Source organism: Actinocorallia aurea (assembly GCF_054783995.1).
In genome coordinates this window covers 131,469-144,946 of record NZ_BAAGPQ010000036.1, presented here as the reverse complement: position 1 = coordinate 144,946, position 13,478 = coordinate 131,469, and the positions used below count along the sequence as shown (strand labels likewise).

The following is a 13,478-nucleotide window of genomic DNA, read 5'->3' as shown; positions in this document are numbered from 1 at the left end:
GGGTTCGGCGGGGTGGTGGGGGGTCGGGGGAGGGCAACGGGGAGGGGGAGGCTGGAGGGGTATATGCGTGCTTTGTGGCAAATGCGGCTTATGGGGTGGTTTGGGTGGGTTGTTTTGCTTGTGTTGATCACGGGGGGGCGTGTGACAGTGGAGGTGATGGTCATTCCAACGGATGAGGAGGCTTGTGATGAGCGCATCGCGCTTCGCTCGCGGGTTGGCTGTCGCGGGCGTGCTCGTGGGTGGGGCAGTGGTGGCCGCGCCGGCCGCTTCTGCCGCGGCGTCGGTCTCGACGGCTCCGACGCACGACGGCCCTTACTGGTGCGACGACGGATGGGGGGACAGCTACCACTGCGACTTCGGTGACTGGTGGTACGGAGACGGTGGCTGGGGCTACGGCTACTACGACGGCTGGTGATCCGGCCCCGGTCCTGAGCGGGGCCGGCCGGCGGTCCTGAGCGTCATGACGCCGGCGCGGTCCTCATATCCGGTCCCGGCCTCCTGAGGCTGCACCGTGAGAGTGGGAAGAGAACCCCTCCCTTTACGGGGAGGGGTTCTCGCTGTCGAGGGGGTGCCTCCGACAATGCGGAAGCGGGTGACATACTGGGCGCAATGATCACTCTCTGTAGTGGAGGAATCGCCATGAGTCATTCCCGTATCGCTCGTCGTCTCGCCGCCGGGGCCGTCGTCGCCGCCGGACTGTTCCTCGGCCTTCCCGCGGCGTCCGCGTCGGCGGCCCCGGCCGCGCCCGCGGGCGAGGGAGGGTGCTCCTTCGTCTTCCCGCCCCTTCCGGGCTGCCATGACCAGGACTCCTTCACCGGCTGGGGATTCGACGGCTTCTGAGTCCGCGGCACTTCAGGCCGTGGCGCGCCGGCGGGGACCCCGGGTCCCTGCCGGCCCGCAAAACCGGGACGGGAGGCGAGCGTCTCGGTCTGAGACACCGTCCTGGGATCAGCCCACCGGACGGATGAGGCCCTCCTGCATGACGCTTCCGAGGAGCCGGTGAGAGCGGTCGGAGAGGGATCCGCGGCAGAGCGCGCGGGCGCCTCCGGCCCACATGCCTTCCTGGTCGTAGAAGATCCAGTCATCGGCCTGCGGGACGCCGTGCAGCCACAGGGTGTGGTCGAGGCTGGCGAACTGGAAGCCTCCGCCGTCCAGGGTGGTGGCGTGGGGGGCGACGGCGCTGCACAGCAGCAGGAGGTCCGAGGCGTAGGCGACTGCGCAGGCGTGCAGCAGAGGGTCGTCTTCGGGCAGGGCCTCGTGGGTGCGGAACCAGAACCGCTGGACGGGAGGGGCGCTCTCTCCGCGGAGCCCGGCGAACCTGGGGAGTTCCTCGGCGAACCGGATCTCCAAGGGGCTGTCGCCGTGCACCCGCTCGAACCATGCGCGGGTCTCCGGGTCGGCGGCGGCGATGACGTCCTCGCCGGGCGGCAGTTCCTCCGGTTCGGGCCGTTCGGTCTTGGCGGGCTGATGGGAGAAGCCGTCCTCGGGCCGGTGGAACGAGGCGGACAGGTGGAAGATCGGCTTGCCGTGCTGGACGGCGACGGTCCGGCGGGTGGTGAAGCTGCCGCCGTCGCGGATCGGGTCGACCTGGTAGACGATCGGGGTGCCGGGGTCTCCGGGGCGCAGGAAGTAGGCGTGCAGCGAGTGGACGTGCCGGTCGCCGGGCACGGTGCGGCCCGCGGCCATGAGGGCCTGGGCGGCGACCTCGCCGCCGAAGACCCGGGTGTTGCGGGTCGTGGCCGGGGCGCTCCGGAAGATCAGGTCGTCGAGCCGCTCCAGATCGAGGGTCTCGCGCAGTCCGCCCATGTCGGCCACCTCGCCGTCTTGCCGGTCCCGTCGGCGCAGACGCCGTACAGGTCGCTTGTCTTACGGCTATGACCCTAGCCAAGAGGTAAGTGGTGATTTGCTACCGGGTGACCGTTCATGAAGACCGTCTGGACCGGCGTGTCGGGCAGCGCTGCCAGCACCTCGGCCAGCGGCGCGCGGAGCAGCACCAGGTCGGCGGGCTCGCCGGGCCTGACGCGGCGGGCCGGGCCGCCCGGGTCGTCGGAGGGGGCGAGGCAGAGGTCGAGTGCCGCGCGGGCGCTGAGGCGCTCTCCGGGTCCCAGGATCGCCCCTGAGGGGGTGCGGCGGCGGATCGCGGCGTCGATGACCGTCCAGGGGTCGAGGGGGCCGTAGGGGGCGTCGCTGGACAGCGCGAGCGGGATGCCCGCGGAGATCAGGGAGGCGCAGCGGTAGAGGTCGGCGTGGTCGGTGGAAGGCACGTCGCGCAGGTAGTCGTCGCCGCGGTCGGCGAGGAACCCGGGCTGGGTGACGACCCGCAGGCCGAGCCGCCGGATCGTGTCGAAGAGGTCGGGTGGGACGAGGGCGGCGTGCTCGATGCGGTCGCCGGGCAGGGCGCCTGCGGCCTCCATGGCCACCAGGAAGAGGACGAGAGCCGCATAGGTGACGCAGTGGGCGGCCACCGGGCGTCCCGAGGCGTGGGCCGCGGCTATCCGCGCAGTGAGGTCGTCCAAGGAGGGGAGCCCGGAGTCCGCGATGACGATCTTCTCCGGGCCCGAGGTGAGGCCGCCCGGCAAGGGTCCCGCGGCCCCGAGCAGTTTGACGCGCTGCGGAAGCGCACCGCTCGCTCTGGCCCGCGCAAGGAGGGCGACGGCCTCCGGGGCGAGGTCGGGAGTGGCGTCGGTGACGGAGGTGACGCCCGCCGAGGCGAGCGCCGCGCCCACCTCGGCGAGGCCCGTGCCGCCCTCGTCCGGAAGCCGGGTCCGCAACCATGCGTCCGCTCGCCAGAGCCGCCCCGTCGGAGCGCCTCGCGCGTCCCGCTCGATGCCGGGATGGTCGCCGGAGGCCAGCCCGGCCGCGCGGACGGCCGCGGAGTTCAGCACCCACAGCGCGCCGCTGCGGTGCTGTAGCCGGACGGGGACGTCGGCGCGGAACCCGTCGAGCGCCTCGGCGGTGAGGTCGCCGGCCACGGTCTCGGCGTAGCCGACGCCGCGCACCCAGCCGTCGGGGCCGGGCGCGGCGGTGGCGAGCGCCGCCCGAAGGGCCTCCGGGGCAGTGATCGAGGGCGGGCCGCACGCGACCGAGCGGCGGGCCGCGGCGAGGGCCAGGAGGTGCAGATGGTGGTCGCACAGGCCGGGGACGAGGGCCCTGCCCGCGCACTCGACGACCTCGTCGCCGTCCCGCGCGAGGCCGGTGCCGACCTCGTGGACGAGGCCGTTCCTGAGCCGCACGTCGGCGCGCCGAAGGCCGTCGACCTCGGCGTCGCGCAACAGAGTCCCCGGCCCGCCCACGCGCCCCACCCTACGGGCAGGCCCGGAGAGGGGCGGAGCCCCGTGCACGTCCTTCCGACGTCAGGGAAGAGCGATCCCCAAGGATCCGAGCACGGACACGGTATCGGCCCCCGACGCGGAGGCACCTCCCGCGACGATCGCCCGACGAACGGGTTCGGCCACCGGAACAGGACCGTCGGACGCCTCCACGACCCACCCCGAGGACGTGAAGCGCGCGCGCTCGGAGAGCCCGGTAGACGACGCGGAGAGGGTGGCCGCCACGACGTCGGTCATGGACAAGTCCCAGAGGACTCCCGAGCCGGAAGGGGGTTCCGACGCGGCGAGGACGGCGGCCGTCAGCCCGGTGAGGGGGTCGGCGAAGGCGTCCCCGACGAAGACCGGACCCGAACGGTCCCGGGCCACCAGTCCCGCCGAGGCGGCGACGTCATCGCCGAAGCCGACGCGGTCCGAGGCGCGTCCGTGCGCGGTGATCGAGACCCAGGTCGTGCCCGAAGCGGCGGCGGCCTCGGCGTCGAGCCCCCAGCGGGCCAGCGCGCGCGGGCGCGAGGCCTCGATGACGATGTCGGCGGCGGCCACCAGAGCGGCCAGGGCGCGTCTCCCGCCCGGCGTCTCCGGGTCGAGCACCACCGAGGAGTGCCCGGCGTGCAGCAGGTCGTAGAAGTCCGGGTCGCCGCCGCGCGCTCCGTCCGGCCTGGTCGGGGTCTCCACCTTCACCACGCGGGCCCCGGCCAGCCCCAAGAGGTGGGCGCACAGGGGCCCCGCCCAGAGCGCGCTGAAGTCGACGACGAGCATGCCCGCCACGGATCGCGGCGTTCCCGGCCCGGGCGGGCACGGCGCCTCCGGGCGGCGCACCGCGCCCGCCGCGACGCCGAGGAGCGCGGCCCGCTCGTCGAGTTCCCCGCCCGGGTGCCCGCGCAGCCACCGGGCCGTCGCGTCCCACGGGTCCTCGCCCGCTTCGGCGAACGCCAGCGCGCCGAGCAGCGCGGGGTCGTCGGCGCGCGCGCACGACACGGCGGCCCACCCGTCCAGGCACGGCAGAAGGCGGCAGCTTCCCCCGGCGGAGACGCTTCCGCGCCGTACGAAGCCGGTGTAGGCGGCCCGCTCGGACAGCAACCGCCCTCCGTCGACCTCGACGCCGGTCGCCTCGGTGAACCGCCTTCCGAGCGCGTAAGCCTTCAGGGCCCCTGTACCGGGAGGGACGAGCGGTACGTCACGGCCGGTCAAGGCGACCACGCCACTGCGCGCCCAAGCCAGATCCTCGCTTTCGACGCCTTCCACAGCACCTCCCTTAGCGGTCGAGCCTAACCACGCAGGGGCAGGTCGGCCCGCCAGGAGGGCCACCGGATCGGCACTAGACTCGAACCGACGGTGATCTCGGTGTTGGAGGGGCCATGGTCGGTGCGGTCGTGTCCGTGGAGGAACTGGCCGAGGGCGTGGCGGACGCCGGGGCGCTGGGCGAGGACGGCATGCCGGTCGCCCCCGTCGTGGGCGTCGACCTCGAAGGCTTCCGCAAGCCTGGCGTGCTCGGCAGGGCCGTCGAACGGCTCGCCTCCCACGACCGCGTGCTCATCGGCCTCGTCAACGCCGCCTCCCCTGCCGAGACGGCCCGTGTGCTCGCCCCTCACCTGGACCTCACGCTCGTCCGTTCGGGCCGCGCCCTTCCCCGTCCGTACGTCGGGGTGCCCGACCCGCGCGCCGAACTCGAACTCCTCCAGGCGACGGCCGAGAACAGCCCCCAGGCCGCCTTCACTCTCGGCGGAGTCCTGCGCTCCGGAACACGTCTGGACGTCCGGCAGGCGCTCGACCTTGAGTCGTTCGCCTACTCGACCCTCCTGTCCGGACGTGAGTTCGCCGCATGGCTCGCCGACAGGGGCGCCGCCGAGCCGCCGCCCGAGGTGGCCGACCCTGTCCTGTTCCGAAGGCAAGGCGACAGCCTTCACCTCACCCTCAACCGTCCAGAGCGGCGCAACGCCTACGGCCGCCAGGTCAGGGACGCGCTCGTCGAGGGCCTGTCCATCGCGGAACTCGATCCGACGGTCCGCCGCGTCCTCCTGGACGGGGCGGGGCCGGTCTTCTCCGCCGGCGGCGACCTCGCCGAGTTCGGCACCGCCACCGATCTGGCCGCCGCCCACTTCCTGCGCACGCGCGCGGGCGCTGCCCTGCCTTTGCACCGGTTGCGCGACCGCGTCACGGTGCGCGTCCACGGCACGTGCGTCGGCGCCGGCGTGGAGCTGCCGGCGTTCGCGGGCACGGTCGTGGCCGCCCCCGGCACGACGTTCCGGCTGCCCGAAGTGGCGATGGGCCTCATCCCCGGCGCGGGCGGCACGGTGAGCCTGCCGCGCCGCATCGGCCGATGGCGGACCTTGCACATGGCCCTGGTGAACGCCCCGCTGGACGCCGAAACGGCCCTGGTGTGGGGTCTGGTCGACCGTCTCGACTGACCGAACGGGAGATCTAATTTTGCTTTCGATTTCGGGTTAAGTCCGGCAAAATGGTGGTCTGCCGACCGTCCGAGAACTACGTTGCGTCCTACGAGAATGTCGCTTTCTATGCGGGGACGGGGTACGTGGTGCGCGGTAGACGTTCGTCGGCGAGAGGCGGGAGCGGTCCGAGGGCCCTCCCGGTCAGCGGGAGACTCGCCATCCTGCTGGCCCTGCCGCTGCTCTCACTGATCGTCCTGTGGTCCTTCGCGGCCACGACCACCTTGACGGCGGCGCTGACGAAGCTCGACTTCGACACCCAGTACGACAACATGGGCCTGCCCACGGGCGCCGTCCTCGACGCGATCCAGAAGGAGCGCACCGCGGCGGCCGCCCAGTCGGAGAAGTTCAACCAGCAGATCCAGTACACCGACGGAACCGTGAAGATGTTCCGCGCGGCGGCGTTCTCCGAAGAGACCCAGGACGCCATGGACGACCTGTCCAAGACGCGTGTCAGCGAGCTGAACGACGCGTTCGGCACCCTCACCCAGCTGCGCGGCAAGGTCGCCGCCGGGGTGTCGAGCGCCGAGGTCATCACCGACTACAGCACCATCGTCGACACCGCCATCCAGCTCCTCGGCGGCATGGTGAGCGTCGACGACGTCGCGGCCTACCGCAACAGCAACGCCGTCATCCACGTGCTCTACGCGCACGACCTCATGCTCCGCGAGGTGGCCCTGATCGGCGGGCTGCCCGCGAACGGCAAGCTCGACACCGCCCAGCGCGCGGCCTTCAGCGGCTGGGCCGACAGCCGCGACAAGTTCTTCCGCCTCGGCCTGGCCAGCCTGGACGAGGACCTCCGCGCCAAGGTCGCCGAGTTCGGCGACTCGGAAGCGTTCGCCGGCTACCGCGACCTCGAAGGAAAGATCAAGACAGGCGGAATCAACGTCGGCAAGGCGGGCCCGACCACCGCCCAGTGGGAGGCCGTCGTCGCCAAGGTCGATCCCACCTGGTACGCCAACATGGGCGAGGTCAGCGCGATGCTCGACGAGGAGATCGCGCCCGTCGGCGAGCAGATCATGCTGCGGTTCTACGCGGCCGGCGGCATCGGCCTCCTCGCCGTCGTCGCCTCGCTGGTGCTGTCCGTCCGCTTCGCGCGCAGCATGACCGGCGACCTGCGCGTGCTGGAACGCGCCGCGCACACCCTCGCCGACGAGCGCCTGCCCGACGTGGTCTCCCGGCTGCGCGGCGGCGAGAACATCGACGTCTCCCTCGCCGAGCAGCCACTGCCGGGCGGGGCGCGGACCAAGGAGGTCGCGTCCGTCGCCGACGCGTTCGCCACCGTCCAGCACACCGCCGTCGACGTCGCCATCGGCGAGGCCAGGCTGCGGCGCAGCATCGGACGGGTCTTCGTCAACCTGTCCTGGCGCAGCCAGGGCCTCCTGCAGCGTCAGCTCCAACTGCTGGACACCATGGAGCGGCGCGCCTCCAGCCCCGAGGAGCTGGACGACCTGTTCAAACTCGATCACCTGACGACCCGCATGCGGCGGCACGCCGAGGGCCTGGTGATCCTGTCCGGGGAGCCGACAGTGCGTGCCTTCGACCACCCCGTCCCCATCGAGGACGTGATCCGCGCCGCGATCGGCGAGGTGGAGGACTACACCCGCGTCGAGCCCGCGGTCGCGCGCTCGTCGTCGATCACCGGCGCGGTCGTCGCCGACGTCATCCACCTGCTGGCCGAACTGATCGAGAACGCCACGGTGTTCTCGCCGCCCGGCACCGAGGTGCTGGTCAAGGCCGAGACGGTCGCGAACGGGCTCGCCGTGGAGATCATCGACCGCGGCCTCGGCCTCTACCCCGACCAGCTGGCCGAGCTGAATCGCCGCCTCGCCGAACCGCCCGAATTCGACCTCGCCGACTCCGACCGGCTCGGCCTCTTCGTCGTCGCAAGGCTCGCCGCACGGCACGACATCCGAGTCGCCCTCCAGCCTTCCGCCTACGGAGGCACCACGGCCGTCGTCCTCATCCCCGCGTCCCTGACCGTCCAGGACGCGCCGATCAGGCCCGCCGCCGTGAACCCGCCCCGCTCCGCGCAGACCCAGGCCCCGGCCGTCGCTGCGGCCCCGGAACGGCGGCCCGTGCCGCTCGCCGCCCCGCCGCGCGCGGCGGACAACCGCTTCGAACCCGACGCGACCCCCGAGCAGTCCGGCCGCCTCCCGCGCCGCCGCAAGCAGCAGAGCATGGCTCCGCAGCTGCGCACGCAGGCCGCGCCGCCCCCTGTCGAGGACGATTTCGAGGAACCAGACCCCGAGTCGAGCCGCGCCCTCATGTCCTCGCTCCAGTACGGCTGGGCGCTCGGACGCGACGGGCAGGGCGAAGACCCGAACGACGAACGGAAGAGACCGTGACCGGCGAACTCAACTGGCTCCTGGACGACCTGGTGGATCGGGTCGTCCCCGTCCACCACGCGCTCCTGCTCTCCCGGGACGGCCTCGTGATGGCCGCGTCCCGCAACATGTCCGCCGAAGACGCCCAGTTCGTCGCCGCCCTCTCCTCCGGCTTCCACAGCCTGGCGCGGGGCGCGGCGGAGCACTACTCGGCCGATCGGGTCAACCAGGCGGTGATCGAGCTGGACGACCGGCTCTTCTTCGTCCTGCCCGCGGGCACCGGCACCTGCCTCGCCGTCCTCAGCGACGCGGGCGCCCAGGCCGCCCAGGTCGCCTACGAGATGGCCCTCCTCATCAAGCGCGTCAGCCGCCACCTCACGGCCGCGGCCCGGACGTCCTGACCCCGATCCGCGATGCGGCCGCGTCCCACCTGCGGGGCGCGGCCTTCGCCGTCTCCGGGTCGGCCGCGGCAGGATGCCTGATCGGACAGCGGAGATAAAATCCAGTCAGAACGGACGGCCTGGGGCGTTCTTTGGATCTCGTCCGAGCAACGCCGCGAAACATGATGGACCGCGGAGCCCGTCCGCCTCTACCGTCACCGTTATGAGCATGGACATCACGGAGGCCGCCGAGCCGCCTGCCCCCGGCTCCCCCGACCCGGGCACCGCCCACCTGAGAGCGCTCGCCCAGGCCGTCCGGCGCGGCTGGCCCGACCTGCGCACCGAACTCCTCCCGCCCGCCGAGGGCCGCCCCGAACGCCTCGCGGTCACCCGCGCCGCCGCCCGCGAGGAGATCTCCTGCCGCCTCGACCCCGAAGCCGGCTGGCACTACCTCTGGCTCTGGCCCCACCCCCGGCGCCTGACCCCCGCCTCCACCCCAGCCTCCGCCGCCCGCACCATCGCCTCCGCCCTCGGCTGCCGCACCCTCACCGTCTAGATCCAGAAACACCCGGAAACACCCCCGCCCGTCCCCGCCCCCCTTTTCGATGTGCGAACCACCCCCGAAACACGCTACTCTTAACCCCGTTGCCGGGCCGCCCGCCCGGACACCTCGGGGCGATTAGCTCAGTGGGAGAGCGCTTCGTTCACACCGAAGAGGTCACTGGTTCGAACCCAGTATCGCCCACCCCAGGTAAAGCAGCAGGTCAATGGCCGGTTTCCCGTCGAGGGAACCGGCCATTGGCGTCTCCGAGGTCGATCGGCTGAGCTGCGGACTGACTCACTGCCTGACGAGGACGATCCCGGGCCGTCGGAAGCTCACCGGGTGTCTTCGGGCCTGTGTGGGCGCTGTGGCTCCTATTCCTCTGTGGTGGGGTGTGGGGCGGGGGGCTGTTGGAAGGTGGTGTAGAGCCACCAGAGGGAGGGGAGGAGCAGGAGGGCTCCGCATCCGAGGGCCACGAGGCTCGCGGTGAGGGCCGCGGGGGTGGCGGCGGCCTGCGCGACGGTGAGGCCGGGCAGCAGGTCGGGGTACTGGCCGAGGCCCCAGCCCCACAGCAGGCTGAGCACGGCGACGGCGGCGGTGACGCGGACGGCGACGTAGGAACGCCGCAGCAGCAGGATCAGCGAGGCGATCCCCGCGACGATCGAAAGGACGAGCAGGGGCAGCGCCCGCCCGGTCACCAGCTGGTCGAACAGGGCGCGCGCGTCGGCGTGCAGCACGGCGAGGCCGATCGCCGACAGGACCCCGACGACGCAGCCGGACGCCAGCGCGCGATGCCGGAACGCCTCGACGAGGGCGGTCTCGCCCTCCCGCTGCGCGTCCCTGGTCAGGTAGACGGCGGCGAGGTAGGCGGTGGTGGCCACCGCGAGCGCGCCCGTGACGAGCGACGTGGGGTTCACCCAGCTGCGGACGAGGTCGCCGGCGGCGATGCCGGGCGGGACGCGGCCGGAGGCGAGGGCGCCCGCGACCGCGCCGAGGAAGAAGGGGGTGACGAGCGAGGAGAACGCGAAGGTCGCCCCGAAGAGCCGCTGCTGCCACAGCCGCCCGCTCACCTTGCGGAAGGCGAACGCCGCGCCGCGCGCGATGATGCCGAGCGCGACGAGCGTGAGCGGGATGTAGAGGGTCGACGCGATCGCGGCGAAGGCGGACGGGAAGCCCGTCCACATGACGACGATGACGAAGATCAGCCACACGTGGTTCGTCTCCCACACCGGGCCGATCGTGTGCTCGACGAGGGTGCGCTGCGGCCGTCCGCGCTCGCTGCCGCCGGCGAGGAGGTCCCAGATGCCTCCGCCGAAGTCGGCGCCCGCGAACAGCACGTAGGCGCTCACACCGATCCAGAGCACGGCGAGCATGATCTGCGCGGCCATGTCACACCACCTTGGTCCCGGCCACGTCGGCCTCCTGCGGGGCCAGCGGCACCGGCGCGTCCCGGGCGAGTCTGCGCATCACGTAGACGGTCGCGACCGTCAGCGCCACGTAGACGATGCTCACGAGGACGAATCCCCAGAAGAGCCCCGGTGCCGGGTTGACGGCGTCGGCGGTGCGCTGCACGCCGTAGACGATCCACGGCTGCCGCCCCACCTCGGTGACGATCCAGCCCGCCTCCAGCGCGAGGACCGCCGCGACGCCGGAGACCGCGCCCGCCCGCAGGAACCAGGGGCTGCGCGGCAGGTCGCGCCGCCGCCACCAGGTGAACGCCGCCCACGCCGACAGGAGCAGGAGCGCGAATCCGAGGCCGACCATGGTGTCGAACGCCCAGTGCACGACGTTGACCGGCGGCCGGTCGGCGGGCGGCACCGAGTTCAGGCCGATGACCTCGGCGTTCGGATTCCAGTGCGCGAGCAGCGACAGCAGGTTCGGGATCTCCAGCGCGTACCGCAGTTCGCCGTCGACGGCCACGCCGCCCAGGGCGAGCGGAGCGCCGCGCGTCGTCTCGAAGAGGCCCTCCATCGCGGCGAGCTTCACCGGCTGGTTGCCCGCGACGAAGTGGGCGGCCCAGTCGCCCGCCACGATCTGGAAGGGCGTCACGAGGGCGGCGACCGTGAACGGCAGGAGGAGGCCGAGCCGGTGGTAGCGGTCGCGTCGGCCGCGCAGCATGGCGACCGCGTAGACGCTTCCCATGCCGAAGCCCGCGACCATGAACGCCGCGAGGATCATGTGCACGGTCTGCGGCGGCGTCGCGGGATTGAACATCGCCGCCAGCGGGTCGACCGCGACGATCCTGCCGCCCTCCTGGTCGAACCCGGTCGGTGCCTGCATCCAGGCGTTGGCCGTCACCACGAAGAACGCCGAGGCGACGCCCGCCAGCACGATGGGCAGACCCGCCAGCATGTGCGGAACCGGCTTCATCCGGTCCCACGCGTACAGGTAGATGCCGAGGAAGATCGCTTCGAGGAAGAACGCGATGCCCTCCAGCGAGAACGGAAGCCCGATGACCTGCCCGTAGGTGCCCATGAGGCCCGGCCACAGCAGCCCCATCTCGAACGACAGGATCGTGCCGGAGACGGCTCCCACAGCGAACAGCACGCCCATGGCGCGCGCCCAGCGGCGGGCCAGGAGCCGGTAGGACAGGTCGCCGGTGCGGTGGCCGCGCCACTCGGCGAGCAGCGTGATCGCGGGCATGCCGACGCCGAAGCAGGCCAGCACGATGTGCCATCCGAGGGACAGTGCCATCTGCATCCGCGCGGCCCCGAGATCGGGCCCGGTCACCGCCGCGACCAGGTTCTCCGTCATGCGTCCTGCGCGCGCGCCGAGAGCCGCGGGCTCGTTGATCCGACCATGTCAGGCGCTCTACCCGTCGCTGCGCCGAGGACCCCGCTCACGGGGTCAAGGCCTGGCCAAGGGGGCGGCGACGCCGCGCTGGAGCACGGCGGACTCGACGTCATGCGAGGAGGGCTCGCCGAGATCGGCACGCGGCTCCTCGCGGTGCGCCGGGACGAGGGTCTGGCCATGGATGCGGCGGCACCCTGCAGACCGGTCGGTCATGACGGGAAAGGGGGCGGGGACGGGTGGTGGTGCGGGGTGAAGGCCGCGGTGAGGGCGGTCAGCTGGGCGGCCAGGCGGGCGGAGGTGATCGGCACGGCGGCGCGGAGGGCCTCGGCGGCGGTGCGGTGGGCCTGGTCCGGGGAACCGGTGGCGGCCTGGGCGGTGGCGAGGCGGGCGAGGCCGAGGGCGTGGTCGCGGGCCTGGGCGGGGTCGAAGCCGTGGGAGCGGTGGGATTCCAGGAGGGGGAGGGCGGCCTGGGGGCGGCCCGCCGCGAGGAGGGAGGCGCCGATCTCCATCTTGATGTACGCGGGGGTGCAGTAGCCCGCGCGGTCGTCCTCGGACTGGCCGTCGCCCGCCTCGGCCTCGGCCAGGGCCCGCTCGGCGTCGCGGTCGGCGGCCCGCTCGGCGTCGCGGTCGGCCACGGCGTGGAGGGTGCGCAGGCGCTGGCGGAGGATGACGGCGCGCAGGCGCGGGGTGAGGTCGCCGGACATGGCGAGGGCGGCGTCGGCCAGGCCCAGGCCGGTGCGGGCGTCGCCGGCGTCGGTGGCTATGGCGCTCTTGCGCATCAGGACGTAGGCGGTCACGCGCGGGTCCTGGAGTTGGAGGGCGCAGTCCAGGGCCCGGCTGGTCAGGGCGGCCGCCCGCGCGAAGTCGCCGGTGTCCTGGTGGAGCCAGCCGACGAACTCGATCCACTCCGTGGCGAGGAGCAGCGCGGCCGTCCGGTCGGCGCCCCGGGTCCTCGCGCAGACCTGTTCGACGGTGGCGAGGTGGGCCGAGGCGGCCTCCAGCAGAAGGGCCGGGCCGAGCATCGCGTCGGCGCGGATGTAGGCGGTGAGGATCGCGTGCAGCCCGGCGATGACGTCGGGATCGGCCGGAGAAAGTGTGAGTTCACGCACTTCTTCGGCGAACGGGTGGCGCTCCGGACGGGGCGGATCGAGCGGATTCTGAATTGCCTTATCGAGAGGCCCGGACGGTGACGCGCCCGCCCGATCCACCGGGGCGAGGTCTGAAATGTCGGCAGTTGCCTGAAATGGCGGGTTCATTCCAAGCCTGGTGAGGATGGTCATGATGTGGTGGTAGGTCGGGTCTGTTCGACGGCCGTTGCAGAGCCGGGAGATCTGGGCCTGGGAGACGCCTGCGGCCTCGGCGATGGCGGCCTGCGAGGCCCCCGTACCGGCCTGGACCTCGATGAGGACGGACCGCCAGTCCTGCGCCGCGAGGGCGGCCCGGATGTCGGGGCGGGTCCAGAATCCGCGGCCCAGCCGGATCGGCGACGGGGTGGTCCGGGCGGCGACGGTACAGGGGCCGCAGAGTTCGGTCCGGTTGTCACGGCTGAGTGGGTTCTTGCATTTGCGGCAGCGTGCACTCATCCGTGGATTTCCCTCGTAATTAGCCTCACTGTCAGGGACTATACCAATCGGAAAGGTCATGGCAGAAAACCTTTCCGATTG

Annotated in this window: 13 protein-coding genes and 1 tRNA gene; 7 read left to right on the top strand and 7 right to left on the bottom strand. The window is 72.4% G+C overall.

All coding sequences use genetic code 11. The annotated features are described in order from the left end of the window. The first annotated feature begins 247 nt into the window (after positions 1-247). Positions 248-415, top strand: a complete 168-nt coding sequence (locus ACYVOM_RS38280) for a hypothetical protein (protein ID WP_460308517.1) — start codon at positions 248-250, stop codon at positions 413-415. A 224-nt stretch (positions 416-639) separates the two neighbouring features. Beyond that, the gene (locus tag ACYVOM_RS38275; protein WP_460308516.1) at positions 640-840 is read left to right on the top strand and encodes a hypothetical protein; all 201 of its coding nucleotides are present in this window, start codon (positions 640-642) and stop codon (positions 838-840) included. A gap of 108 nt (positions 841-948) precedes the next feature. Here ACYVOM_RS38275 and ACYVOM_RS38270 read toward each other — a convergent pair whose 3' ends face one another. The 3 genes from ACYVOM_RS38270 to ACYVOM_RS38260 all read right to left on the bottom strand — a co-directional run bounded on the left by ACYVOM_RS38270 (position 949) and on the right by ACYVOM_RS38260 (position 4,571). Continuing rightward, entirely contained in the window at positions 949-1,806 is an 858-nt protein-coding gene (locus ACYVOM_RS38270) for an acyl-CoA thioesterase (RefSeq protein ID WP_460308515.1), read from the bottom strand. Positions 1,807-1,880: 74 nt separating this feature from the next. Then, entirely contained in the window at positions 1,881-3,293 is a 1,413-nt protein-coding gene (locus tag ACYVOM_RS38265) for an amidohydrolase family protein (RefSeq protein WP_460308514.1), read from the bottom strand. A gap of 60 nt (positions 3,294-3,353) precedes the next feature. Then, entirely contained in the window at positions 3,354-4,571 is a 1,218-nt protein-coding gene (locus tag ACYVOM_RS38260; RefSeq protein ID WP_460308513.1) for a CoA transferase, read from the bottom strand. 113 nt (positions 4,572-4,684) lie between these two features. Between ACYVOM_RS38260 and ACYVOM_RS38255 the strand changes: the two genes are divergently transcribed. The 5 genes from ACYVOM_RS38255 to ACYVOM_RS38235 all read left to right on the top strand — a co-directional run bounded on the left by ACYVOM_RS38255 (position 4,685) and on the right by ACYVOM_RS38235 (position 9,225). Then, positions 4,685-5,734 carry an enoyl-CoA hydratase/isomerase family protein gene (locus ACYVOM_RS38255; RefSeq protein WP_460308512.1) on the top strand — a complete coding sequence of 350 codons (1,050 nt, stop codon included), beginning with the start codon at positions 4,685-4,687 and terminating at the stop codon, positions 5,732-5,734. A gap of 128 nt (positions 5,735-5,862) precedes the next feature. Continuing rightward, complete coding sequence (locus ACYVOM_RS38250; RefSeq protein WP_460308511.1) at positions 5,863-8,121, top strand: sensor histidine kinase; 2,259 nt, start codon at positions 5,863-5,865, stop codon at positions 8,119-8,121. After that, a complete protein-coding gene (locus tag ACYVOM_RS38245) occupies positions 8,118-8,501 on the top strand; it encodes a roadblock/LC7 domain-containing protein (protein WP_460308510.1) in 384 nt (127 codons plus the stop codon). The genes ACYVOM_RS38250 and ACYVOM_RS38245 overlap by 4 nt, the downstream gene beginning before the upstream one ends. A gap of 202 nt (positions 8,502-8,703) precedes the next feature. Continuing rightward, the gene (locus tag ACYVOM_RS38240) at positions 8,704-9,036 is read left to right on the top strand and encodes a hypothetical protein (RefSeq protein ID WP_460308509.1); all 333 of its coding nucleotides are present in this window, start codon (positions 8,704-8,706) and stop codon (positions 9,034-9,036) included. Between the two features lie 117 nt (positions 9,037-9,153). Further along, positions 9,154-9,225, top strand: a tRNA-Val gene (locus tag ACYVOM_RS38235). A 170-nt stretch (positions 9,226-9,395) separates the two neighbouring features. On the opposite strand, the gene ACYVOM_RS38230 is transcribed toward ACYVOM_RS38235, so the two are convergent. The 4 genes from ACYVOM_RS38230 to ACYVOM_RS38215 form a co-directional block, all read right to left on the bottom strand. After that, a complete protein-coding gene (locus tag ACYVOM_RS38230; protein WP_460308508.1) occupies positions 9,396-10,409 on the bottom strand; it encodes a cytochrome d ubiquinol oxidase subunit II in 1,014 nt (337 codons plus the stop codon). Position 10,410: 1 nt separating this feature from the next. Next, positions 10,411-11,775 (bottom strand): cytochrome ubiquinol oxidase subunit I, encoded by a 1,365-nt coding sequence (locus ACYVOM_RS38225; protein ID WP_460308507.1) that lies wholly within the window; start codon positions 11,773-11,775, stop codon positions 10,411-10,413. A 93-nt stretch (positions 11,776-11,868) separates the two neighbouring features. Then, complete coding sequence (locus ACYVOM_RS38220; RefSeq protein ID WP_460308506.1) at positions 11,869-12,027, bottom strand: hypothetical protein; 159 nt, start codon at positions 12,025-12,027, stop codon at positions 11,869-11,871. Beyond that, positions 12,024-13,397, bottom strand: a complete 1,374-nt coding sequence (locus tag ACYVOM_RS38215) for a helix-turn-helix domain-containing protein (protein WP_460308505.1) — start codon at positions 13,395-13,397, stop codon at positions 12,024-12,026. Before ACYVOM_RS38215 ends, ACYVOM_RS38220 begins: the two co-directional genes overlap by 4 nt. Positions 13,398-13,478 lie beyond the last annotated feature (81 nt).

Excerpts from the sequence above, each read along its gene's own strand:
- ACYVOM_RS38275 (WP_460308516.1), top strand. The coding sequence starts at position 640 with ATGAGTCATTCCCGTATCGCTCGTCGTCTCGCCGCCGGGGCCGTCGTC.
- ACYVOM_RS38270 (WP_460308515.1), bottom strand. The coding sequence starts at position 1,806 with ATGGGCGGACTGCGCGAGACCCTCGATCTGGAGCGGCTCGACGACCTG.
- ACYVOM_RS38255 (WP_460308512.1), top strand. The coding sequence starts at position 4,685 with ATGGTCGGTGCGGTCGTGTCCGTGGAGGAACTGGCCGAGGGCGTGGCG.
- ACYVOM_RS38240 (WP_460308509.1), top strand. The coding sequence starts at position 8,704 with ATGAGCATGGACATCACGGAGGCCGCCGAGCCGCCTGCCCCCGGCTCC.
- ACYVOM_RS38230 (WP_460308508.1), bottom strand. The coding sequence starts at position 10,409 with ATGGCCGCGCAGATCATGCTCGCCGTGCTCTGGATCGGTGTGAGCGCC.
- ACYVOM_RS38225 (WP_460308507.1), bottom strand. The coding sequence starts at position 11,775 with ATGACGGAGAACCTGGTCGCGGCGGTGACCGGGCCCGATCTCGGGGCC.
- ACYVOM_RS38220 (WP_460308506.1), bottom strand. The coding sequence starts at position 12,027 with ATGACCGACCGGTCTGCAGGGTGCCGCCGCATCCATGGCCAGACCCTC.
- ACYVOM_RS38215 (WP_460308505.1), bottom strand. The coding sequence starts at position 13,397 with ATGAGTGCACGCTGCCGCAAATGCAAGAACCCACTCAGCCGTGACAAC.